Here is a 21,842-nt window from a genome sequence, read left to right on the forward strand (position 1 = left end):
GTTGCCCTCTTGTAAGTAAAAACAGTGTAGCACTCTGGCCTGAAAAAACTTCTCGGATCTTGCTCTTCATCACCTGAGGGAGCAGGCTAAGGGCAACAGTAATCAAACCAGCCGGAAATATCCTGTGGATTCGAGGGCCACGCCACAATCACTTGTCAGAGACTTCCCTCGTTGTGCTAATCGATATGAGTTGGTCATAACGACCAATCCGGCATTGTAGCGCGATCCTTGCATTGTGCGCATGGTACAGCATGCGCCAGCCTTCTGTTTTTCGCGCAATAAAGCGGTGGGCCGCGGCAAACGCTTCTTCGGGGGTCGCAAATCCAACGTTTTCATCTTTCTCAAAATAGATGCCTGAGATATCGCGAAATTGCACCCCGGCTAGCCATCCTTTCCGCCACGTCTCTATCAGTTGGACATAGACTTTATGAAAATTGACTCGCGTCGCCTGTTTCGCCTGATAGAGGTGCCCCTCACTCATCTGCTTTTGCCACACAAAGTCGCTATGATCAATCCGTAAAGGAGGCCTGGCTGGCACTGATGGCACACTATTACGCGTGATGACAATGGAATCCTGGGGTCAATCTTTCCAAGTTGTTGAACAAGGCTACGCACACGCTCTTCCTCAGCACAGAATGCAAGTAGCGTTTCCAAGGCGTGCTCTGGGGTGAGAAACAGTTGATCGGCTGCTGGCTCAAATGTCACACTCTGTGTACCCGAAAAAAGGATGATGGCTCCCCACCCTTTTCCATAGACATGTACCAATCGCAGATCAATAGTCGCCTCTGCCACGCGCCTACGTTCCCAGGATCGATAGGCTGCCTCGGTATTGGTGAGATGATACAGGGTAAAAATGATCCCGTTTACTTCCAGCACCGCAGGAGAAAAATAACGCTCTGGATCAACGTCAACTGGCCTGGGTGGGACATGATGGAAGATTTGCCGAGCTTGTTTCTGCTCTTTCATATCTTTGAACGCTTCATGCACGCGGTGTTCCTCAGCAAGAAATTCTTCGGTTACCAGAAACGCAATCTCTGAGGTGGGAAAAAGAGCTTGAGAGGAAAGCTTCAGTTGAATGGTAAAACGTCCATTCAAACGTATACCTCCCCACCATCCTTTATCAGAAGCATACTCGAGAAAGAGGTCAATTTTCATCTCTCCAAGCACACGCGGTTCGCGTGCCTGGTATACAATATAATCCTTGCCCTGAGCAACCTGGGTAAAGGCACAATCATAAATAGAAATATGAGGCTGATCGACATCCTTGTTTTCCTGCATTTCATCCATAAAAGTAAATATACTCACTTCTTACTTTACTACAATATGTGTATTGTACCTTTACCACATCCGTTCATACAACCATCAGTTTATGTATCAACCAATTATGCTTATAAATAAAGTGAGAGCCAAATTGAGATATCATCGTCCTGATACTATTCTCATTCTTCTAGCCAATCTGTACCTTATTTACCACATGCTCATCGAATGCCTGCTTTACTGCACTTCGCTCATGGATATACCCACTGATCACAAGCGTATCGCCATTCGTCAGGTAGATATGGCAAAATGGAAGCAAAAAAGCTGGCATGGACTTGTGGTAGATGATCTTCTCAATCTGCTCCCAGCGTACAACTTCAAATGAACCACCCTCAATATAAACAAAGCCATCTGTATAGAGATGGAGACGTAGAAAGCGTGCATAGAAGCGTGGCATGAATAGGAAAGAGAGCACAAACAAGACCCAAAAAAGTGGTGTCGTATTTGAAGCCAGGAATGAAGGGATAAAACGAAAATGAAAAAATCCTTCAATAAATAGGGAAGGAAAAGCAAGCAAGAGCAGATAGTGAATTGGCAGGCCAACAGCCTTCCTGCGCAAAATTCCCTTAAAACCACCATGGTATGTTGCCACTACTCCGCCCAAACGATACTCTTCTCGAAGTCTGAAGGCTTCTTCTGGCGTCTCATTCTCAATTAACCTCTTCTTTTTCTGAACATGATCATATTTCTCTTGCTCTCTGACCGCCTGGTGACTCACCAGATGTTCAAATTGTACCTCTAAGGTTTCTCGCCCCTCTGGACGCTTAATCAATCGGGCTTTGAGCTCGATTTCTTGTGCGAGTGTTTCTAAGTGGTCAATCAATTGGCCCAAGATCACTTGCTCTTTATTGGTTAGGTAAACGATACAGCGTTCCTGGTTCAAAGAAACCCATTCAATGTCTTCCCAACGTACAATCTTATACATGCTTTTATGATGGAAAATAAAACCAGCCGAGCAAATATAAACCGTCGCCCTACGAAGCAACAGAAGAGAACCAAAAAACATAATTGCAACAAATAACATAATCGCAACCAGAATACCATAGAGAGTAAGGGAAGTTTGAGTGAAACGAAAAGGAATCTGAGTGCCTGCTGCAATGATGCATATAACAGAGGTAAAGGCTATACTCCAACCATATACTTTAAATTGTGGTCGTTTCGTCGTGCGATACACCCTAATCGGCTCGCCCAGTGTATATGTTGCTGCTAATTGATAGACTTCATGCGGCAAATGCCTCGATATCATCTGTATTGGATCCTTCCACAAATTATCTCAATAATAATAACGCATTGGCGGAAAAAAATTATCAATGACGAAAAAAGGTTGCAAAAGGCAGAAGAATCATTTATACTCCAATAGAGATACGTTTGTTTGTAACACTGCGCCAGCTCTAGCGCATCCCCAAAGAGCATCCTCAATGATCATTCAGTGTCATCATCTCCGCGAATTAGCCATTATTCAAGCTGATTGCTGCTTCCATTGTCATGTCCTGGCTGGCTGTGTAGGCCACGATTTACCTGATGGGCATCAAGCAGTCTTCTGCTGTGCTCGTATAGACGATTTTACAGCAGAAGAAGTGCAAGCGATCCTGGCAAAGATCCCAGAATGGCAAGTACAAGAACCGATAGACGAGCTCAAATATACGGCGGAGTTCACGGTTCCCGAACGCTTTCGCCCTGTCTATCAGGCCATACAACATCTTGAAAGCGATGAACGATGCCTTGCTGCACTCATGAGTAAAAGCAGCTTTCGAGAAAACCCATCCAGTATGTATGCCATCGTCATTGTCGACCCATCTACCTCATCTCGTAACAGGCACCTCCTGATAGAGGATATCACGCTGACCCTTGTTTTTTCATCACTAGAAAGATTGGAAAGTGTAATATACGATGAAATTGAGCAGCATGATCGCCACATCCATCTTTCAATAACAAGAAGCTTGATCATCTTTGATAAAAAGGGTACGATCCGTGCGATGCAAGAGAAGGCTCGGCACCTCCAACGTCACACAGTTTCCCCTGAAGATCTCTACCACATCAAATCTAAAGCACTGCACTTTCATGATATCGTGAAAGACCAGATACAAAGCAAGCCGACACAAGCGCTCCTTTTCATGCATACCCATCTACAGAACCTACTCGTGTTCCATTATCAATTACAACGAAGATGGTGGCAGGGACAAGCTCAGTTGGCAGAAGACCTGCGGCATTGGAACCATGAACTGGCCAACCTGATAGATACTTTTGTGGCAACAGGTGATGTTGAGATGAAATTTCAGCACTGGTCTGCCATCATTGACTACATCTTGCAGCCGTTTGATGGCCACACCATAACAATTCCAGATACCTATATTCGCATTGACCGTCAATACGATCTCTCGCAATTACTCAAAAAATAATAATCTCTGCCTGCTTTCTTCTCGACAGCAAAGAAGACAGAAATGTAGTATACATTACTTATGGTTGAGAACGCGATTATGATTGATCTTAACCATAAGCAATCACTTATCAAACCATAATGGTGGAAAAATTATTGCATATGCTATGCTTGAGAAACGTGATACAACTACTTAATTCATCCATTTCAGGGCAATATCTACAAAGTTCAAAGAAAGGCGCGCAAGAATCTCTCATTGGGGGATACGGACATGGCTTCAATGGTAGGGTAAAACAAGTCTATTCACAGACATTTTGGAAGAAGCGTTTCGACCCAGGAGAGGATATCGAAGCGTTGTTCCTAAAAAAGGAGAGCAATGCCGACAAATTTCCGCAACGATCCGACACCGCCAATGTGGCATCGTCCTGGGACGAAGATGACCGAAGAGCACTATCACGAACTTGAGCACCTCTCTCCCGATCGCAAATACGAATACATCGATGGCATCGCGTACATGATGAGTGGTGGAAGTGTCGCGCATGATCGGATCGCGTATAATGCACGACTCGCACTAGACTCATACCTTCAATCGCGTGCTTGTACCGTCTTCGGAGCAGATGTTCAGGTATATCTTGCCCGAAAGAACAATGGAAAACCTCATTTTGTCTATCCAGAGGTCACGGTTTCTTGTGATGTGGCAGATAGCAGATCAGATAATACGCTGATCGAATCGCCCCGTGTCGTCGTGGAGGTGCTTTCTCCAGGTACCGAAACCAAAGATCGCGGTGCAAAGTTTAAAGCTTATCAGAACCAGGAAACCATCCAGGAAATCGTGTTGGTCAGCCAGTTTGCTCGGTATGTCGAAGTCTGGCAGCGCAATGAACAATATCCCAACAATCCTAAGGCATGGCTCTATCGCCACTATGGACCAGGTGACACCGTTGATCTAGTCAGTATTGCTGTACACATAGAGGTCGGAGCGTGGTATCGAGGGCTGGTATTCGATGACGAAGAAGGGGCTTCGTCATAAAGTAACATGGATCAAAGGAGGAAGATATGGTCAACCGGAGTCCATCACAACAGGTTCCCAAAGAGATGCAAAAACGCTTCGAGGAGATCACCCTGCTCACGGATACGTTCAGTCAGGCATTCTTAAGTGACGAGTATCGCCAACTCTGCCGTGAGCTGACGGCAACCTTGTGCCGGAAACGTCCCTCACCACTGGCACGAGGGAAGGCTTCTACCTGGGCATGTGGGATTATTCATGCGTTGGGCATGGTCAACTTTCTCTTTGATCCTGCACAGACCCCTCACATAGCGGCAAGCCAGATCTGGGAATATTTCGAGCTCAGTTCAAGCACGATGCAGGCGAAATCTAAACAAATCCGTGACCTCCTGGGTATGTATCCTATGGATCCCAATTGGTCGCTTCCCTCGATGGTTGACACAAATCCGCTGGTCTGGATGCTTGAGGTCAATGGCCTCATCATCGATATACGCCATGCGCCCAGAGAGTTCCAGGAGGTCGCCTTCCACAAAGGGTTGATTCCCTATATCCCTGATGCATGAGTAGTGGGCTCCAAAGTCAAGATGGCACACCGAATATATCCCAGAACTCAAAGATATACATAGAGCAAGAGATGCTATGCCCTTATAAGGAGAAAACAATGTCGAGGGCTGGTACATGGCTCATTCGTGCTGTTCGCAACGCAAGCCTTGTACCGATCCCTCTTTTCTCTCTCCCCATAAAATTTTTTTCTCCTGTTCCCAGTCTGAACTCATAAGTGTCTATATCGTCTTGCAATAGTAGAGGTGATTGTGTATACTCACTTCTATACTACTATTTAACTGTTTTCTACCCAATTTGGAGACGCATTAATGGTAATTGCACAGAAGCGCGTTTTGCCACAAAGCTCATATGGCAAAGTTGCAGCCATGGCCCAAGGGGCAACTCTGCCCTTTTTGCCTGCGTGCGCCTCCATTATATGCGGTCCATAACCTCTTCAAACGAACAGTAGACCGCTACTCTCACCGGCGTGTGCAGCAGTGCAACCGGTGTGGGTGTTTGCGTGTTATGACACTGCTTTCCATCCTCTCTTATCTATCACCTGGATGAAGCGCATCTTTCTCGGATGCATCCCAACGGTTGCTCTTGCTGCTTTCTCATGAACATGGAAAGTTAGAGGAACCGATGAAACTCTCTCAAGCAGTCCCATCTCTCAAGGCTCGCAATTCCCCGACGCGGGTCACCCTGCAGCAGTATGGGACGCTCTTCGCGACCTACCTGGGCCCACAGTGGCTCCGGGCCTGCTTTATGGCGCTCTTACTCATAGGCAGCATCGTGTTAGAGCTGCTGGGACCACAGATTATTCGCGCCTTTATCGATACACTTCAAAGCAACAGTAGCATGCAGATGCTAAGCATCATCGCGCTGCTCTACCTTTGTGTTGCGGCTGGCAGCAGGCTGGTCGTAGCTTTCGCCGCTTACTTCTCTGAAGATGTCGGCTGGAACGCCACAAACCAGTTGCGTGCCGACTTGACACGCCACTGCCTGAACCTGGATCGCTCCTTCCACGCAGCTCACACACCCGGTGAGTTGTTGGAACGGGTCGATAGCAATGTGGAAACATTGGCTGACTTTTTCTCGCAATTTGTGATTCGCATCCTGGGCAGCGGCATCTTGATGCTGGGTATGCTGGTGTTGATAGTACGCGAGAATATCTGGTTTGGCGCGATTATGGGCGTGTATCTCATTCTGAGTAACATCATCTTTGCCTATGTACAACGACGAGCTACCTCAATCTATAAGTTGCACTGGCAGGCGGAAGCCGAGCTAAGCGGCTTCTGGGGTGAGCTGTTTCATGGCCTGGAAGATATCACGTCGAGCGGCGCGGCCCGCTATATTATGCGCCGCTATTTCCACTTGCAGCGCCGGGAGAATTCGACGGAGATCAAGAGTATTGTCTTCTGGGCAGGTTTTGAATGTACTGGTTTAATTCTGGATGTGCTCAGCATACTGATTGTGCTGATCCTGAGTGCGTACTTGTTTGTGCAGAGTATGATCTCGCTCGGCACGCTTGTCTTGCTCCTGACCTATACTGCTCAATTGCTCGATCATGCCTTTGATATCGTTGAGCAGCTCGGTTCGCTACAGCAAGCTACTGCTAGCATCGAACGTATCAACGAAATCTACCATACGCAGAGCTGTGTCCAGGATGGTCGGGGCGTGACCTTCCCCACAGGCGCATTGGCTTTGACCTTCCAGGATGTATCCTTCTCCTACGAAGTTGCGCAAACTGTTCTGCACGACATCTCTTTCCAACTGCCAGCAGGCGAAGTTGTGGGGTTGATCGGACGCACTGGCAGTGGCAAAACGACGCTCATGCGTTTGCTTATGCGCTTTTACGATCCCACATCCGGCTCTGTGTACCTGGGCGGGCAGGATCTCCGCCATGCGCGCCTGGACGATCTGCGTGCGCGCATTGGGCTGGTGACGCAAGAAGTGCAACTCTTTCGAGGCACGTTGCGTGACAATCTGACCTTTTTTGCTGACACTATCCCTGACCAGCGCATTCTAGAGGCTATTGAGCAATTAGGGATGAACACGTGGTACGAGCGCTTACCGCAAGGTCTGGATACTGAACTGAGCAGTGATGGCGGTGGGCTGTCTGCTGGCTTGTATTCGGGTCTTTCTGCAAAATCCACAATTGCTCATTCTGGACGAGGCCACCTCGCGCCTGGATCCCGCGACCGAGAAGGCCCTCACCCAGGCCATACAGAGTCTCATGGCCGGGCGTACGGCTCTTGTGATTGCCCACCGCCTCAGCACAGTTGAGCGCGTGGATCACATTATGGTGCTGGAAGATGGACGCATCCTGGAGTACAACACACGGGCAGCACTTGCCTGCGACCCAACATCTCACTATAACCAATTGTTGAAAACAATGAACCCGGAGGAAATGCTTACATGAAAACTCGCTCTTTTGTGTGGCGACTTATCTACTTCACGCGCAAAAATTACATCTGGGCAGCGTTGTTACAACTGCCGCGTCGACTCTTGCCACTTGCACCAGCATTGCTAGTACAGCAGATTATTGATCATCTGACGCAGCATAGGCAGCTCGACGCCACCATCTGGAGCTTGCTCGGTTTGATGCTGGGCTATCTGCTGGCACGTGTGACCGTGCTGATGGCGGCCCAGCTCACCGAGCGCCTACCCATGTTCAAAACGGAGACGCTTTTGCGCACGAATCTGCTGGAACATCTGCTGAGCCAGCCAGGAGCTGCCGCCTTGCCTCGTGACAGTGGCGATATGATCAATCGTTTTCAGAAGGATGGTAGAAGCCCCGGCTTTTTCCTGGTGATGTGCGCCTTCGTCTTTGGCATGAGCATTGAGACGCTGGTTGCGCTGTTCATTATGGCACACATCAATATGCAGATTACGGTTATTGCCGTTCTCCCGTTGCTGATTGGGAATATCATCGTCAACACGCTGGGCAAACGTGTTGAACACTATCGGCGCAAGAGTAGCGAGGCATCCAGCGCGGTCAGCAACTACCTCATAGAAATGTTTGGTGTAGTCCAGGCCATTCAGGTGGCCAGCGCGGCTCCCAGTATCATCAGACGCTTTGATAGCCTGAACAATCAGCGCCGCGTGGCCTCGTTGCGCGAGAATCTTTTTAGCAACGTGGTCATCGGCGTGTTCGGTACAGGCATTGCAGGCATCAGTACTGGCTTGATTTTGCTATTGGCTGGCAGTTCCTTGAGGACTGGCCATTTTACCATAGGCGATCTCACCTTGTTTATAGCCTATGTGGGCGGCACGATTGGCCGCTTCAGTGATGAGGTGATTGGACAGATTACCAGATACCGCCAGCTTGCAGTGGCACAGGGGCGTTTAACCGAACTCATGCCCGGAGCCACGCCGACCACACTTGTTACTCCTGGATTATTCCACCAGCAGGCTGCAACGTTCGACACACCAATGAGTATGCCCCAGATCGAGGAGCGTTTAGAACAGTTGGAGGTATACAATCTGAGCTATGCGTATCCGGGTACCGAGCGGGGAATCACAAATATCGATCTGCATTTGGAGCGTGGTCAGTTTGTGGTGATTACCGGGCGCATTGGTTCTGGCAAGACGACGTTGTTGCAGGTACTGCTCGGCCTGCTAGCAAAGCAGGAGGGTGAGATCCACTGGAATGGTGCTGTGGTGGACGATGCTACGGCGTTCTTTCTGCCGCCACACAGTGCCTATACCGGGCAAACGCCTAACTTGCTCAGCACGACGTTGCGCGAGAATATCACCCTTGGCCTGCCGCTCAACGAGAGCGATATCCAGCAAGCACTCTACACGGCGGTTATGGAACGGGATGTGGAAACGCTGGCCGATGGCCTGGAGTCGGTGATCGGTCCCAGGGGCCTCAAGCTCTCTGGTGGGCAGGTTCAGCGCACGGCAGCGGCTCGCATGTTCGCACGCCCATCTGAGTTGCTCGTGTTTGACGATCTGTCCAGCGCCCTCGATGTCGAAACAGAACAGCGGCTCTGGCAGCGTATCTGTGCGGACGAGCAGCGCACCTGCCTGGTGGTTTCCCACCGCGAAGCAGCACTACGCCGCGCCGATTATATTCTCGTCCTGAAGGATGGGTATGTGGAGGCGGAGGGCACGCTGGCTGAACTGCTGGCAACTTGCGAGGAGATGCAGCATTTATGGGTGGGTGAGATCTAATTCAGATCACCCGAGATATTAATGTGATTACTAATAAAACAAGTGCGGCTGTAGTAATATATGACACTACAACCGCACTTTCTAAGCACTGCATTTAAGAAAGTAACGGTATTCGGAAGCAGCAGAAGATGCTCTTGCACTGTTTGCTACAACAGGTTTTCTTCAGGCTGATCCCATTGAGCACCCGTGAAATTCGTCTCAGCCTGGATGCCTATCGCCAAGAATGGGGAGGACCCAGCCGAGCAGAAGCCACGCGTCGCTTATTGATCGAATGGAACAAACTGCGACAAGGACAATCCACTGGGGCCTGGATACCAACCATCTCATCACAGCAGCAAGCGATAAAATCACACACTAAGCAGGACACATCTGGGATGGCATCCACCGCCAAAACATCCAATCCGGTGGCACGAGCAGCCAGCCCTTGCAGCTTTCTTTCAGTATATTCAACGCAGAGCCAGGTGAATGTTACATCGGGCACCAATTGAACACAACTTAGGGCAAAAGGCAATATAAATAAAGAGAGAATAGATGATCTTATCCAATACCTACACCTCCCTACGCCGGTGCTACGGTCTGCATACGTCTCCCTACTCCGGCCTTACGCCTCCGTTGCCTCTATGTTCCCGGACCAAATACTTTATCGTATCCATAGAGCAACGTACTGAAACGAACGCGTCATTCGGAAATAACAGGAAATCGAGGAAAGGATGGCAGCAGAAAACCAATCGATTACACCAGCAAAGCGGAAACGTCTGCTCAAAACCTACGGACCCTGTCCGGCAGGATACACATACGACGAGCTCGAACGATTTCTCGACTTACTTTGCGGCATGTATAGCGATCTCTATACATGTACAGAGCTACGAAACATAGTCGTTCACAACCCATTCGACCGTTCAGAGCATCCACAGCAGATAAAACTACTCGATCTGGTTGATTGGCTAGAATGCCTGCTTATATAAAAGACACATCAACTGGATCAACGTTCTGGTCACAGGTCTCATAAGACATCCGAGATTCAAAAGTTCTGTGCATTGAAACCATGGATTGAGAGAAAGTAGCATCCGCGAGCTTAAAAAATGGTATCTGGTATATCGTCAGATTCTCTCAGTCAACTATATTCCAGTCCTCAATCAGCGTTGATGACAGCATTCAGTCGTCTCATCACGCAATACCACTATTGCTCTTTGGCGCAGGAGGTCTTTTATGGCTATACGCAATAAAAATCATGGTCATATGCCACAACAAACACAGCTCGCATCTCTTCATCATTCACAACACACACCGTCTGGCAAAGAAATCAGAAGTGCAATTGACGATTTTCTGCTTGATCGGCAGAGTCAGAACCACAGCCAGCAAACAATGCGCTGGCATACCATTGCGCTGGAGCATGTTGCCACGTTTCTGGAAGATCAGCTCCAGATTGTCGTTCTTCATGAGATAGAGGCCGTGCATATTCGGGCATGGCTGGTGTTCCTGGAAAAAGAAGTAGGGCCACGTGGCAAAATCCGTGCAGCCCGTACCCGCCGCTGGTATGCTCAATCGGTGCATGCCTTTTGTCACTGGCTGTATGAAGAGCGCTATATCGAGGAAGATCCGATGACACGAGTCAAACTGCCGAAAATCGAAAAGCCACTGATTCGCATCATCGAGTTCGAAGAATTTGAACGGCTTCTGACAGCATGCTCTCCTGTCCAAGAGAAAGGGTTCATCGCGGACCGCAATACAGCGCGCAATCAGGCCATTCTCTGGCTGCTCTGGGATACGGGTATTCGTCTGCGAGAGTTGTGTGGTCTGAGACTACCGAATTTTGATCGGCGCCAGGGGACGATTATTGTCTTTGGCAAAGGGCGCAAAGAGCGTCGTATTGCCATAGGGAAAATGGCATTACGGATACTACTCTATTACATTGATCACTGGCGTCCTGATGACAAAGAATTGGAAGCCTATGGAAATGCAGGAGAGGATCACCTGTTCCTGGCAGAAAATGGGCAGGCACTAACCATACATGGGATTCAAATGCTCTTTAAACGACTGCGCAAACGTGCGAACTTCACGGACCGCCGCATCACGCCACATATCTTCCGGCATACCTTTGCGGTGCGCTACCTGATGCTGGGTGGGGACATTTTTAGTCTGCAGGAGATGCTGGGACACGAAGATATCAGCACAGTCAAAAACTATATGCACCTCAATGATGTGAATGTGCAGACGCAGAAACGTAAATTCAGTCCGGGGGATCATATGCCAACAAAATTGCCAGGCCCAAAGGAGACATTCAGAAGAAAAATACATCCAAAAAGCAGAGACTACAGCAAAAGAGATGAGAGAGAACATTGAGAGTGACACTCCGCACGCCCTAAAGCCCACGGGATGCGCAACGAGATGTACCTTGGTTTCAGAGGTAAATCCAGATCATCCAGAGAATTGATGATTTCTCCTACTCTGAATATTCTTTCGGTGAAAACGCCTACAAGAGAAGGTTTCATGGAACAGAAGGCTGTGGAAGGACATACCACCAGATCATCTCAATAGGGTAGAAACCCAAAATACCTACAAAAGCTTTTTCGGCCACTCTGATCCTTATCTAATAGATCTTTCCTTATGTCTCTACTATAGCACATCTACAAGCTTTTGACATCGTTCAAATGGGCGATTTTTTTTGACGTTATTGAGGCTATACTTGCAAAGGGCAGTTTTCTTTTGTCATGCCCGTAGGTTGAAACATCTATTAATTAAATTATTAGGAGGAGAACGTGCTTGTTCTGCTCAGGCGCTACTTCGCGCTCCTGGCTACGTATCTCAAACCACAGTGGGTTGGGAATCTTTTCCTGGCTCTATTCTTGCTTGGCAATGCTGGCTTGCAATTACTCAAACCGCAGCTGCTAAAACTCTTTATCGATACAGCACTGGCACACGGTATCTCACTAACACTCCTTATGATTGCCTTCGCGTTTATTGGTTTCGCTCTGCTCAATCAAGGGATCGCGGTCGCAGATAGCTATCTTGGTGAATATATCGCCTGGACGGCAACGAACCAGTTACGCAGCGATCTGGTAGCGCATTGTTTGTCGCTGGACCTCTCTTTCCACAAAGAACGTTCCCCTGGCGAGTTGATTGAACGCATCGATGGCGATGTTGATACGCTCTCTCACTTTTTCTCGCGCCTCATTATTCAGCTCGGTGGCAACATCCTTTTGCTGTGTGGTATCCTGGCGATTTTCTTTCGTATTGATTGGCGTGCAGGATTAGGAGCAAGTGTGTACGCGCTCATGTTTCTCAGTATATTGATGATAATGCGCCGACGTCTCATCCCTCTTTGGGTAGCTCAACGGCAAGCCAGCGCGGAATTCTATGGTTTCCTGGGCGAACGATTGGAGGGAACAGCGGAGATTCGTGCCAATGGAGCCACCACGACGACCCTGCGTCGTTTTCTGCGGCAGTTACATGCCTGGTTTCCCATCACCTACAAGACACGTATGAGCGAAACCAGGATGTTCATCATTAACTTTGCGGTGATTGCTAGTAGCATGATACTCACGCTGATGCTCGGTGCATACCTACGCAGTTTAAACCCGGCCGCGATCACCATCGGCACCATTTTTGCTATGTATACGTACACCTTTATGCTGGTTGGACCGATCTGGACTATTCAGACACAACTTCAGGATCTCCAACAAGTTGAAGCGTGTATTCAGCGTATTCATGAATTATTATCTACCACTTCACGGCTACGCGATGGTTCAGGGGCTACCTTCAGGCACGGTCCACTTGCGCTGGAGTTTGAGCATGTCACATTCGGCTATGAGGATGATATGCCGGTGCTGCGTGATCTGAATGTTGCCGTCCAGCCCGGACACGTTCTCGGTATTTTAGGGCGCACAGGAAGCGGGAAAACGACACTCGCACGGCTGATATTCAGATTGTACGATGCCCAACAAGGCAGTGTTCGTCTCGATGGTGTGCCGATCCAACAGGCACACCTGCAGACGCTCCGTCAACATATCGGTCTGGTAACACAGGATGTCCAACTCTTCCAGGCCAGCGTCCGTGATAACCTGACATTTTTCAATCGCGAGATCTCCGACGAACGTATTCTGGCAGCGATCACAAGTCTGGGCCTCTCTATGTGGTACCAGAGCTTGCCATCCGGCCTGGACACGGTGCTGCCCACAGGTGGAGGAGGTCTTTCAGCAGGAGAGGCGCAATTATTGGCTTTTACACGTATTTTTCTGCAGGATCCAGGGATCATTATTCTGGATGAAGCCACGTCTCGCCTTGATCCAGCAACGGCAGCGCTGCTGGAAAAGGCAATAGACACATTATTAGATGGTCGTACGGCCATCATCATCGCCCATCGTCTCAGCACTATCCAACGGGCCGATGAGATTCTCATCCTGGAAGATGGCGCGGTACTCGAATACGGTTCTTATAATACGCTCGCACATGACTCTTCTTCGCGTTTATTTCACCTGTTACAAGTTGGCCTGGAGGAGGTTTTGGCATGAGGAATGCACGCTTTTTGTGGGAACTGATCAGCTATCGCCCCGCCAGTGCTAGCTGCCGGACGCTCTTCATGCTTGCCTGCTATGGTGAGCGAATCGTCTTTGGACTGGCGATCCAGGCATTTTTCAATACACTCCCACAACATACTCAGATGACACCAGAGCTGTTTGTGCTCTTCCTTCCCTGGTTGATCGCAATTGCAGTCCGTCTGATTGTCGTCAACTTCGGAACAATCGGTGCGGTACGCTTCGAGTTTAGCGCGCAAGCCCTACTGCAGCATAATCTTTTCAAGCACATCCTGCAGCGACCTGGATTCCAGGCGCTACCAGATTCGGTTGGCAACACCATCAGCTCTTTTCGCGACGATACGGCGATTGTAGTGGAGCTGCTCAGCCATCTCGGCGAAACCTGCGCGCTCATTATATATACATCCGTCGTCTTCATCATCCTATTGCGGGTCAATGTGCTTATCACACTCCTCGTCTTTCTCCCGCTGTGTTGTATTGTCGTGTTGGCACGCCAGGCACAGAAGGGTCTGGAGAAGTATCGCAGAGCCAGTCGTACCGCGACCAGTAATGTGACGGGAGCCATTGGCGAGATCTTCGGGGCCGTCCAGGCCATCCAGGTCGCGGGAGCAGAACAGCACGTGGTTGCCCACTTTCACACTCTGAACGCGCAGCGTCGTGCCTCGATGGTGAAAGATCGCATGCTCTCAGGAGCCCTGGATGCCCTTTTTGGCAATGTGGGTGATATTGGCACAGCACTGATTCTGGTACTCGCAGCGCTCTCACTGACAGCGGGTCAGATACGTCCGGGGGATCTGGTCATCTTTCTCACCTATCTGGCCATTGTCAGTGATTTCTTCACGGATATTGGCAGCCTACTTGCCCAGCAGACCCAGGCACGCATCTCTTTTGAACGAATGACGAATGTCATCCATGGCATGCCAGACCATCAGCTCGTAGCACATCACGCCCTGCATATTCATGATAAGGTTAATGAGGAGTCAGCGCCACCTGCTGTGCCCCAGCCAGTTGTTGTTCCCTTGCAGCAACTGGTCGTGCGTGATCTGTGCTACCGTTATCCTGAGACAGGAAGAGGGATAGCAGGCATCAATATATGCATTCAGGGCGGAACCTTGACCGTGATTACAGGACGTATCGGGGCGGGCAAGACAACGCTTTTGCACACGCTCCTCGGCCTGGTGACAGCCGATGCAGGCGAGATCACCTGGAACGAGCGTCCTGTTGCAGACGCAGCAGCGTTTTTCATCCCTCAACGTAGCGCCTACACCGCCCAGGTTCCCCACCTCTTTAGCGACACCCTGCGTGAGAATATTCTGCTCGGTCTCCCCGAACACGAGCACACCAATGATCTCTCAACAGCCATCCATACCGCTGTCCTGGATCACGATATTGCGGCACTTGAGCATGGGTTGGATACACGCATTGGAGTACGTGGGGTAAAACTTTCCGGTGGTCAGATCCAACGCGTGGCCGCCGCACGTATGCTCGTTCGTCAGCCAGCATTGATCGTGTGTGATGATCTCTCAAGCGCTCTTGATATCGAGACCGAGCAACTCCTCTGGGATCGCTTGAGAACAAGCAGAACACAAACCTGCATCGCCATCTCACACCGCCGCTCAGTCTTGCAGCGAGCCGATCAGATCATCGTCTTGAAACAGGGGCAGGTTGAAGCTGCTGGCTCACTTGAACAATTACTCACGACTAGTCAAGAGATGCAGCGTATCTGGCAGGGATCGGAATGATGAGAAAAGAAGCGGGGCTCGCCGTACACCTGCGCACATTGATGAGGGCAAGTAAAGGCAAACAGAAGTGTACGAGCAAGTAAGCTTCTTCCCATCTTCCATTCCGTCGAGCCGGGAAACGTAGACGATGCACCCTTAATAAGAGGGGGACGGCGCGCTAAATATCGAGATCGATCAGGGTTCTGCATTGATGAGTGCAACCACTCCTGGTCGCTCTTGCTCGCACGAATCTTGTCCCTCTTGTCAAGGAGCGGGCTTGGCGGCATCGCTTGCTCCACGTTTCCCAGCATGAGCAACCTTGTCAGCACCCCATCGTGCCTTAGGCTTTCTAGGGATGCTTGATGAGCCTTAGGCTTTCTTCTCCATGCCATACTACTATGATTCCGCCTGTCAGCTCGTTGCGCATCCCATGGGTCTCTCCTCTTTTCGGCTTGCTCTTCCACAAACTCGTTGCGCAACCCGTGGGCGCGTGTGGCCACAACTCATCATTGGACAAGTGATCAAGACACAAAAGAAATACCGCCTTGTCTCGGTACGGCACACCTTACTGAGTGGGAATGAACAGGGACTCAAAACGTGCTTAGAACAATCCAAGGGGGGGGAACACACATCAATACAGCTTCCATTGAGCGTTTCAATGGAACCATCAGAGAACGTCTGGCGTCCTTAACGCGCAGAGGTCATCATGCGAATCGGCATTTGGAGCCGTTTCAATGGGGTATGTATGTCATTGGATGCACCTACAAGTTGTGCTGGCCTCATCATCAGATCGGTCAAACGCCAGCCAGAGCTGCAGATCTCACCAATCATACCTGGAGCATCAAAGAGGTCTTAACCTACAAATTCATCCCGCAACTGCTTGCGAGCATGAAAGAACTCCAGCAGCAAGCTGTGGCTCCATCGCCAGACCACGTGAACAAGCGAGGGGGGCCATCCAAGTATTATCTCATCCTCCTCAAATTGAAGCAAGAGAAAGAAAGGAAGCTGTCTCATGACCTTTGATCGCGACTACCAGATAATGGGGTTCTACCAGCGCGATCTTGCTTTATCGGTCAAGCCGTGTGGGCTAAATAGCCTTTCCCTGACAAGTCTATTCAGCAGGTTGATTCCTGCTCTCGCCCTTTATCGAGAGAGCGTGTCAAAATAGTAACATATAAGGGCTAAAGCCCCCGAGAAACCCGCCTATCCGCCTGGGTTTAAACCACAGCAGCTTGCGGCGGGTTACGTTTTGTCAAAACAGTAAAGTGGGTTATTGGTCTGCAAGGCTCTCTGAGCCTATAAGCTGAAATGAAACAGACGTGTACCGGTCCCGGGCTAGTGTCTGATCGTCTGGTAGTGCAGTCCAACCACCCCATTCTGGAATGCCTTTGTCTCAGCCAGTTTCAGTTTGGTCCAGGCGGCCATGTCCTGGAAGAGCGGGATGCCGCCACCTAAGACGATCGGATTGAGGAAGAGCCAATAGTCATCGATCAGGTCGAGCTGCATGAATGAATGCGTCAGGCCGGGGCTGCCAAAGATCATGATGTCACCACCGGATTGCCGTTTGAGCGCGTTCACTTCTTCTACGACCTGATCCTGCACGATGCGCGTATTCTTCCAGTCTGCGTGGGTGAGCGTCCTTGAAAACGCGACTTTGGAGACGTTATCGACCCAGCGCGCGTGCGCGAGCTCACGTGGGCTGGCGTTGGGATCAGTCAGCATCGTTGGCCAGTAGCTGTACATCCCAAGGTAGGTATTGCGTCCATAAAGGACTGTGTCCACTTTTCTGATCAATGCATCAACATAGGGATTCAATTCGTCATCTACGATCGCCCACTCCAGCTCTCCATTTGGTCCAGCGGTAAATCCATCGAGTGAGATATGCATAAATGCAATCACGTTTCGCATCTGATCTTCTCCTTTTGTCGATAAACGTGCGATTGTTCGGTGTCTTCAACAACCCCATCATAGCTCAACAAAAGAATGGTGTCTTGCATAAAACGGACAACGCCACACTATTCTACCGTTCTGGTCTGCGCGATCTGGGCAGGCGTGTAGCCGATAAAGTGCTTGAGTGAGCGCGTCATATGTGGTTGATCGGCATAGCCAGCCTGATAGGTTGCCTCAAGAAGCGAGACCCCTGCTCCAGCAACCCGGCCGCCTGGTTGGCGCGAGTGATCTGCTCGATGGTTTTGGGAGCCAGGCCGGTGGCATGGAGAAAGCGACGCCGCACAGTGCGCTCTGACACCTCCGGCTGCTGACCAGCCAGGACCGCTTTGACGAGCGGATCGACGATCAGCAGATGCTCACGTACCAGCTGATGCACAAACGTCTCGACATTGTCATAGTCAGGGAGTTGCCAGCGCGATCCGGCCAGTTCAAAGGATGTTTTTATGTTCAGAGGCAAAATGGTCTGCACATCCCGCAGATCGCCGGCAGGCACGACAGTCAGAAAGGTACCAAGCTTAAACGTGACACCAAAACCATTCAGCCCCTTCATCCTGCCTGACGGACTTCGACCTGGTCAAGGGACCCTCAATGGAAACAGTAGGCTTGCCATCCCGCTTCATGAACAGGAGATGCCAATGGTTCGAGGCCGGACAGATGGGGGCGTAGTTACTGCCGGCGTGATCGCGCCAGACCGCTTCTATATACGCAGAGTCCGATCCCCGGCTCTCAAAGGTTGATGCCATCTATCTTTTTGCCTCCAATGCTCCAGATATCACAAATACATTATTTCAGGCGCGCTAAATCATGCCTGCTCATTGTTGGCATTCTTTTTAAAGCTGAGCATTCCGGTTATCAAACCGAGCGCGGGAAAACCCCTGCTTTGAAGCCTGATTCTTCCTTAGAAAATGGGAAAAGGGCTGCTGAGAAAAAGAACACAGCCCTCCCTACGCTGCTCATCACTATGAAGAGCAGGGGAACTCCGATACATAAAAAGCAAAATCTCTGTCAGGCGCTCACCTCCTTAGGCGTTAAGGCCACTTCATAGCCCAGGACATCGAGTCGTCGTATGGCCTGTCTCTTCGCCCGTTCTTCGTCTAACCTATCTAAGTAGGTTGGCCCTAAATCCTGATACGGCATTTTCTTTTTGAGGATATGATAGACGATCACCGCCAGACTATGTGAGGTCGCTACAGCGGCCTTGGCTTGACCATGCGACGGGCAAAGCGATGATGTTGAGTGGAAAGATAATTGTCTTTCATTCGGCTCAGACACCAACAGACCTCGGCGAGAGTCGCCCTCAGAAACATATTGCCTTTTGTGGCATGTCCGCTCAGGTGTTTGCCTGCGCTCTGCTTGTTGCCTGGGCAGACACCAATCCAGGAGGCGAAGTGTTTGTCAGAAGGAAAGGCACTCACGTCAGTGCCGACCTCAGATAGGATGGTGAGTGCACTCAGCAACTGGATACCTGGAATACTCATCAACAAGTCAAGCGTTTCTTTGAACGGACGCATTCTCGTTTCAATTTCTGCAAGCAGTTGCTGCATCTGTTGTTCCAGGAAATCAAGGTGAGCAATGATCGCCTTGAGTAAGAGACGATGATGCGACTCGACTCGCCCTTCCAGGGCCTTTTCGAGTTGTGGGAGTTTGGCGCGTAACTTGCCTATCGCCAGCTCTGTGAGCGCTTGGGGGTCATCCTCACCTGCAATCAACGCTTCAAGCATCTGCCGCCCGCTTTTTCCCAAGACATTGGTTGCCACTGACGCGAGTTTGATATTGGCGGTCTCCAGCACTTTCTGGAGACGATTGATCTCTTCTACGCGCATGTAGACCAGGCTTTTGCGATAGCGCATGAGATCTCGTACATCCCGAAAAGGCTTAGGGGGAATGAAACTGGCCTTCAGTAATCCATGACGCAAGAGATCAGCAATCCATTCGCTGTCCTTCACATCCGTTTTGCGGCCAGGAACCGACTTCATATGATGAGCATTGACAAGAATGATGGTGTGTTCATCTTCTAAGAGATTGTAAAAAGGACGCCAGAAGATCCCAGTGCTTTCCATGGCGATATGGCTCACCTGCTCAGCATCGATCCAATCGCGTAACGCGAGAATCTCTGCGGTGGTCGTGCCAAAAGTGCGTATCGTCTTCTTGACGCGACCGTTAGGAGGGGTAACCATTATACAGGCAACGACGGTGTTCTTATGGACATCTAAACCGCAACAACGTTCGTAGAGCACTTCCATCGCTTCTTCCTTTCTCCCTCTCTGACTGAACAGAGCATGTAGAGAACGATAAGGGGTGAACATGAACGAACAAGTTTCCTTGACGTGCTCCTTTTTGCAAAGGGCAACACACTTCTCTTCTGGAGGCACCCAGGCCAGCTTACCCATCGGGCTCAATGGCACCAGTGAATCTTGGCCTTCACTCACCGCTCTCGTTGCTATTGTAGCCCATTTTCATTCACTTCTCTGTCCGAAAGATCATTGCGCTTACCCACATTTTACAAAGGGAAAAAGGAAGATGACATCAGAAGGTGATTCAGAAGGATGAGCTTGTGCGGGTTCCTTGCGCACTCATCCTTGGTAATTTGCAACTGAAGCCGTCTTCATTCTGCAAATGTAACTACTCAGGTCTCCTAGAACCCTTGTAAAAGAAGAAGAAAACCGTTACAGTAGAAGTATGATGATAGAAGAAGAGTTACTCCATCTTCGCCAGGAAAATGCCCTGTTGCGAGAAGTGGTTGATCAACAGCGTGAAACGATTGCCTTGCAACAGGAACGCCTTCGATTGCAAGATGCTCAACTGATGAAATCGCAGGCGATCATTGAACATCTTGAGCAGCAACTTGAGGCATTGAAACGCGATGTTGAACGCTTACAAAAGCAGCTCAAAAAAGATAGTCACAATAGCCATCTTCCTCCTTCTTCTGATCGTTTTCACCGGCAACCCAAAAGCTTGCGTTCCAAAAGTGGGCGTGCATCAGGCGTCCAAAGTGGCCATCAAGGTCACACGTTGATGCTCATTGATCAGCCTGATCAGGTCATTGTTCACACGGTTGACCATTGCCATCATTGTCTGACGCCATTACACCATGCACCGGCACTGGCTCTCGAGCGCCGTCAAATCATTGACCTTCCCACGAAACGAGCCGTGGTGATTGAACATCAAAGCCAAGCAAAATGGTGTCCAAGCTGTCAGTCTCTTTCTCAAGCCCCTTTCCCTTCATCGGTACGTGCCCAGGTCCAATACAGTGATGCTTTTGCAGCCTTGGCCGTCTATCTGGTCCAATATCAATTGTTGCCCTATGAGCGGAGCTGTGAACTCTTGCACGATGTGTTCGGACACGCGATGAGCCCTGGAACACTGACAACGCTCATCCAACGATGTGCGAAACAATTAGAACCTGTCGAAATCTTGCTCCGAGAAGCCTTGTGTGCTCAAAAGGTCATTCACCAAGATGAAACAGGATGTCACGTGGGCAAACACAACTGGTGGGTTCATGTCACCTGTACCGCTCAGCTCACGTGGTATGTCATTCATGCCAAACGAGGGGCCACAGCCCTCCACGATATGAACCTGCTCGCTCACTTCATCGGCGTGAGTGTGCATGATGGCTGGAAAAGCTATCGTCAGTTTGCGTGTGGACATGCGTTGTGTAATGTTCATCATCTCCGAGAGTTGACCTGTTTGGCTGAAGACTGGAATCAGGCATGGGCCGCAGAGATGAAAGAGCTCCTCCTCCAGATGAAAGCTCACGTAGAAGATGCAAAAGCATCGGGGCAAGCAACGTTACCCGCTCGGTTGTATCGTTGTTTGCGCAATCAGTATTCAGCCATTGTTCTCAAGGGATATCAAGCCAACATGCTGGACCCACCTGCTGAGATGTCTCCCCCCAAACGAGGACGGCCCAAACAAAGCGTCGCTCTCAATTTGCTCGATCGATTGTGCCAACAAGAGGAAGCAGTTCTGACCTTCTTGTATGATTTTGCTGTGCCTTTTGATAACAGCCAGGCGGAAAGAGATGTCCGCATGATCAAAGTTCAGCAAAAAGTCTCGGGATGTTTCCGCTCCATTGCTGGTGCTCAAGCGTTTTGCCGCATTCGAAGCTATCTTTCGACCATGCGCAAGCAAGGTCAGCCACTTCTCGCTGCCTTAGAATCTACATTCACAGGCGAACTCGTTCTTCCTGCTTTCTAGCACTCCTGAATAGTTAC

16 protein-coding genes and 2 pseudogenes are annotated in these 21,842 nt (G+C 49.8%); 11 read left to right on the forward strand and 7 right to left on the reverse strand.

Translation table 11 applies throughout. The features are described 5' to 3' along the window. Positions 1-148 precede the first annotated feature (148 nt). The 4 genes and pseudogenes from KDW_RS02270 to KDW_RS35725 form a co-directional block, all read right to left on the reverse strand. A complete protein-coding gene (locus tag KDW_RS02270; RefSeq protein WP_151754460.1) occupies positions 149-481 on the reverse strand; it encodes a hypothetical protein in 333 nt (110 codons plus the stop codon). Further along, the gene (locus tag KDW_RS02275) at positions 478-1,287 is read right to left on the reverse strand and encodes a hypothetical protein (RefSeq protein ID WP_162004883.1); all 810 of its coding nucleotides are present in this window, start codon (positions 1,285-1,287) and stop codon (positions 478-480) included. Before KDW_RS02275 ends, KDW_RS02270 begins: the two co-directional genes overlap by 4 nt. 160 nt (positions 1,288-1,447) lie before the next feature. Beyond that, a complete protein-coding gene (locus tag KDW_RS02280) occupies positions 1,448-2,149 on the reverse strand; it encodes a hypothetical protein (RefSeq protein ID WP_151754462.1) in 702 nt (233 codons plus the stop codon). Positions 2,150-2,185: 36 nt separating this feature from the next. After that, positions 2,186-2,563: pseudogene (locus KDW_RS35725) on the reverse strand (DUF6585 family protein); the annotation flags it as partial. A 172-nt stretch (positions 2,564-2,735) separates the two neighbouring features. Here KDW_RS35725 and KDW_RS02285 point away from each other — a divergent pair. The 10 genes from KDW_RS02285 to KDW_RS02335 all read left to right on the forward strand — a co-directional run bounded on the left by KDW_RS02285 (position 2,736) and on the right by KDW_RS02335 (position 16,701). Further along, complete coding sequence (locus tag KDW_RS02285; protein WP_151754463.1) at positions 2,736-3,716, forward strand: hypothetical protein; 981 nt, start codon at positions 2,736-2,738, stop codon at positions 3,714-3,716. Positions 3,717-4,070: 354 nt separating this feature from the next. Further along, entirely contained in the window at positions 4,071-4,724 is a 654-nt protein-coding gene (locus KDW_RS02290; protein ID WP_151754464.1) for a Uma2 family endonuclease, read from the forward strand. A gap of 26 nt (positions 4,725-4,750) precedes the next feature. After that, complete coding sequence (locus KDW_RS02295) at positions 4,751-5,263, forward strand: DUF6398 domain-containing protein (RefSeq protein WP_151754465.1); 513 nt, start codon at positions 4,751-4,753, stop codon at positions 5,261-5,263. A gap of 622 nt (positions 5,264-5,885) precedes the next feature. Continuing rightward, the gene (locus KDW_RS02300) at positions 5,886-7,529 is read left to right on the forward strand and encodes an ABC transporter ATP-binding protein (RefSeq protein ID WP_151754466.1); all 1,644 of its coding nucleotides are present in this window, start codon (positions 5,886-5,888) and stop codon (positions 7,527-7,529) included. A gap of 132 nt (positions 7,530-7,661) precedes the next feature. Further along, the gene (locus tag KDW_RS02305) at positions 7,662-9,422 is read left to right on the forward strand and encodes an ATP-binding cassette domain-containing protein (RefSeq protein WP_151754467.1); all 1,761 of its coding nucleotides are present in this window, start codon (positions 7,662-7,664) and stop codon (positions 9,420-9,422) included. A 128-nt stretch (positions 9,423-9,550) separates the two neighbouring features. Next, the gene (locus tag KDW_RS02310) at positions 9,551-9,910 is read left to right on the forward strand and encodes a hypothetical protein (protein WP_151754468.1); all 360 of its coding nucleotides are present in this window, start codon (positions 9,551-9,553) and stop codon (positions 9,908-9,910) included. 721 nt (positions 9,911-10,631) lie between these two features. Further along, positions 10,632-11,765, forward strand: coding sequence for a tyrosine-type recombinase/integrase (locus tag KDW_RS02320; RefSeq protein WP_151754470.1), 1,134 nt, complete (start codon positions 10,632-10,634; stop codon positions 11,763-11,765). Between the two features lie 416 nt (positions 11,766-12,181). Next, positions 12,182-13,933 carry an ABC transporter ATP-binding protein gene (locus KDW_RS02325; protein WP_151754471.1) on the forward strand — a complete coding sequence of 584 codons (1,752 nt, stop codon included), beginning with the start codon at positions 12,182-12,184 and terminating at the stop codon, positions 13,931-13,933. Further along, positions 13,930-15,699 (forward strand): ATP-binding cassette domain-containing protein, encoded by a 1,770-nt coding sequence (locus tag KDW_RS02330; protein WP_151754472.1) that lies wholly within the window; start codon positions 13,930-13,932, stop codon positions 15,697-15,699. Before KDW_RS02325 ends, KDW_RS02330 begins: the two co-directional genes overlap by 4 nt. A gap of 576 nt (positions 15,700-16,275) precedes the next feature. After that, the gene (locus KDW_RS02335) at positions 16,276-16,701 is read left to right on the forward strand and encodes a hypothetical protein (protein ID WP_151754473.1); all 426 of its coding nucleotides are present in this window, start codon (positions 16,276-16,278) and stop codon (positions 16,699-16,701) included. A 312-nt stretch (positions 16,702-17,013) separates the two neighbouring features. Here the strand turns inward: KDW_RS02335 and KDW_RS02340 are convergent, their stop codons facing one another. The 3 genes and pseudogenes from KDW_RS02340 to KDW_RS02350 all read right to left on the reverse strand — a co-directional run bounded on the left by KDW_RS02340 (position 17,014) and on the right by KDW_RS02350 (position 19,871). Further along, positions 17,014-17,586: a dihydrofolate reductase family protein gene (locus KDW_RS02340; RefSeq protein WP_151754474.1), complete on the reverse strand. Its 573-nt coding sequence runs from the start codon at positions 17,584-17,586 to the stop codon at positions 17,014-17,016. A gap of 175 nt (positions 17,587-17,761) precedes the next feature. Beyond that, positions 17,762-18,178, reverse strand: a complete 417-nt coding sequence (locus KDW_RS02345; protein WP_151754475.1) for a hypothetical protein — start codon at positions 18,176-18,178, stop codon at positions 17,762-17,764. 455 nt (positions 18,179-18,633) lie between these two features. Further along, positions 18,634-19,871 (reverse strand): annotated as a pseudogene (locus tag KDW_RS02350) (IS110 family RNA-guided transposase). Positions 19,872-20,307: 436 nt separating this feature from the next. Here KDW_RS02350 and tnpC point away from each other — a divergent pair. Further along, positions 20,308-21,825, forward strand: a complete 1,518-nt coding sequence (tnpC, locus tag KDW_RS02355; RefSeq protein WP_151754476.1) for an IS66 family transposase — start codon at positions 20,308-20,310, stop codon at positions 21,823-21,825. The last annotated feature ends 17 nt before the right edge of the window (positions 21,826-21,842 follow it).

The sequence above is a fragment of the Dictyobacter vulcani genome (assembly GCF_008974265.1).
GTDB lineage: Bacteria > Chloroflexota > Ktedonobacteria > Ktedonobacterales > Ktedonobacteraceae > Dictyobacter > Dictyobacter vulcani.

Excerpts from the sequence above, each read along its gene's own strand:
- KDW_RS02345 (WP_151754475.1), bottom strand. The coding sequence starts at position 18,178 with ATGAAGGGGCTGAATGGTTTTGGTGTCACGTTTAAGCTTGGTACCTTT.
- KDW_RS02300 (WP_151754466.1), top strand. The coding sequence starts at position 5,886 with ATGAAACTCTCTCAAGCAGTCCCATCTCTCAAGGCTCGCAATTCCCCG.
- KDW_RS02270 (WP_151754460.1), bottom strand. The coding sequence starts at position 481 with ATGAGTGAGGGGCACCTCTATCAGGCGAAACAGGCGACGCGAGTCAAT.
- KDW_RS02340 (WP_151754474.1), bottom strand. The coding sequence starts at position 17,586 with ATGCGAAACGTGATTGCATTTATGCATATCTCACTCGATGGATTTACC.
- KDW_RS02305 (WP_151754467.1), top strand. The coding sequence starts at position 7,662 with ATGAAAACTCGCTCTTTTGTGTGGCGACTTATCTACTTCACGCGCAAA.
- KDW_RS02330 (WP_151754472.1), top strand. The coding sequence starts at position 13,930 with ATGAGGAATGCACGCTTTTTGTGGGAACTGATCAGCTATCGCCCCGCC.
- KDW_RS02310 (WP_151754468.1), top strand. The coding sequence starts at position 9,551 with ATGCTCTTGCACTGTTTGCTACAACAGGTTTTCTTCAGGCTGATCCCA.
- KDW_RS02320 (WP_151754470.1), top strand. The coding sequence starts at position 10,632 with ATGGCTATACGCAATAAAAATCATGGTCATATGCCACAACAAACACAG.
- KDW_RS02295 (WP_151754465.1), top strand. The coding sequence starts at position 4,751 with ATGGTCAACCGGAGTCCATCACAACAGGTTCCCAAAGAGATGCAAAAA.
- KDW_RS02285 (WP_151754463.1), top strand. The coding sequence starts at position 2,736 with ATGATCATTCAGTGTCATCATCTCCGCGAATTAGCCATTATTCAAGCT.
- KDW_RS02290 (WP_151754464.1), top strand. The coding sequence starts at position 4,071 with ATGCCGACAAATTTCCGCAACGATCCGACACCGCCAATGTGGCATCGT.
- tnpC (WP_151754476.1), top strand. The coding sequence starts at position 20,308 with ATGATGATAGAAGAAGAGTTACTCCATCTTCGCCAGGAAAATGCCCTG.
- KDW_RS02275 (WP_162004883.1), bottom strand. The coding sequence starts at position 1,287 with ATGGATGAAATGCAGGAAAACAAGGATGTCGATCAGCCTCATATTTCT.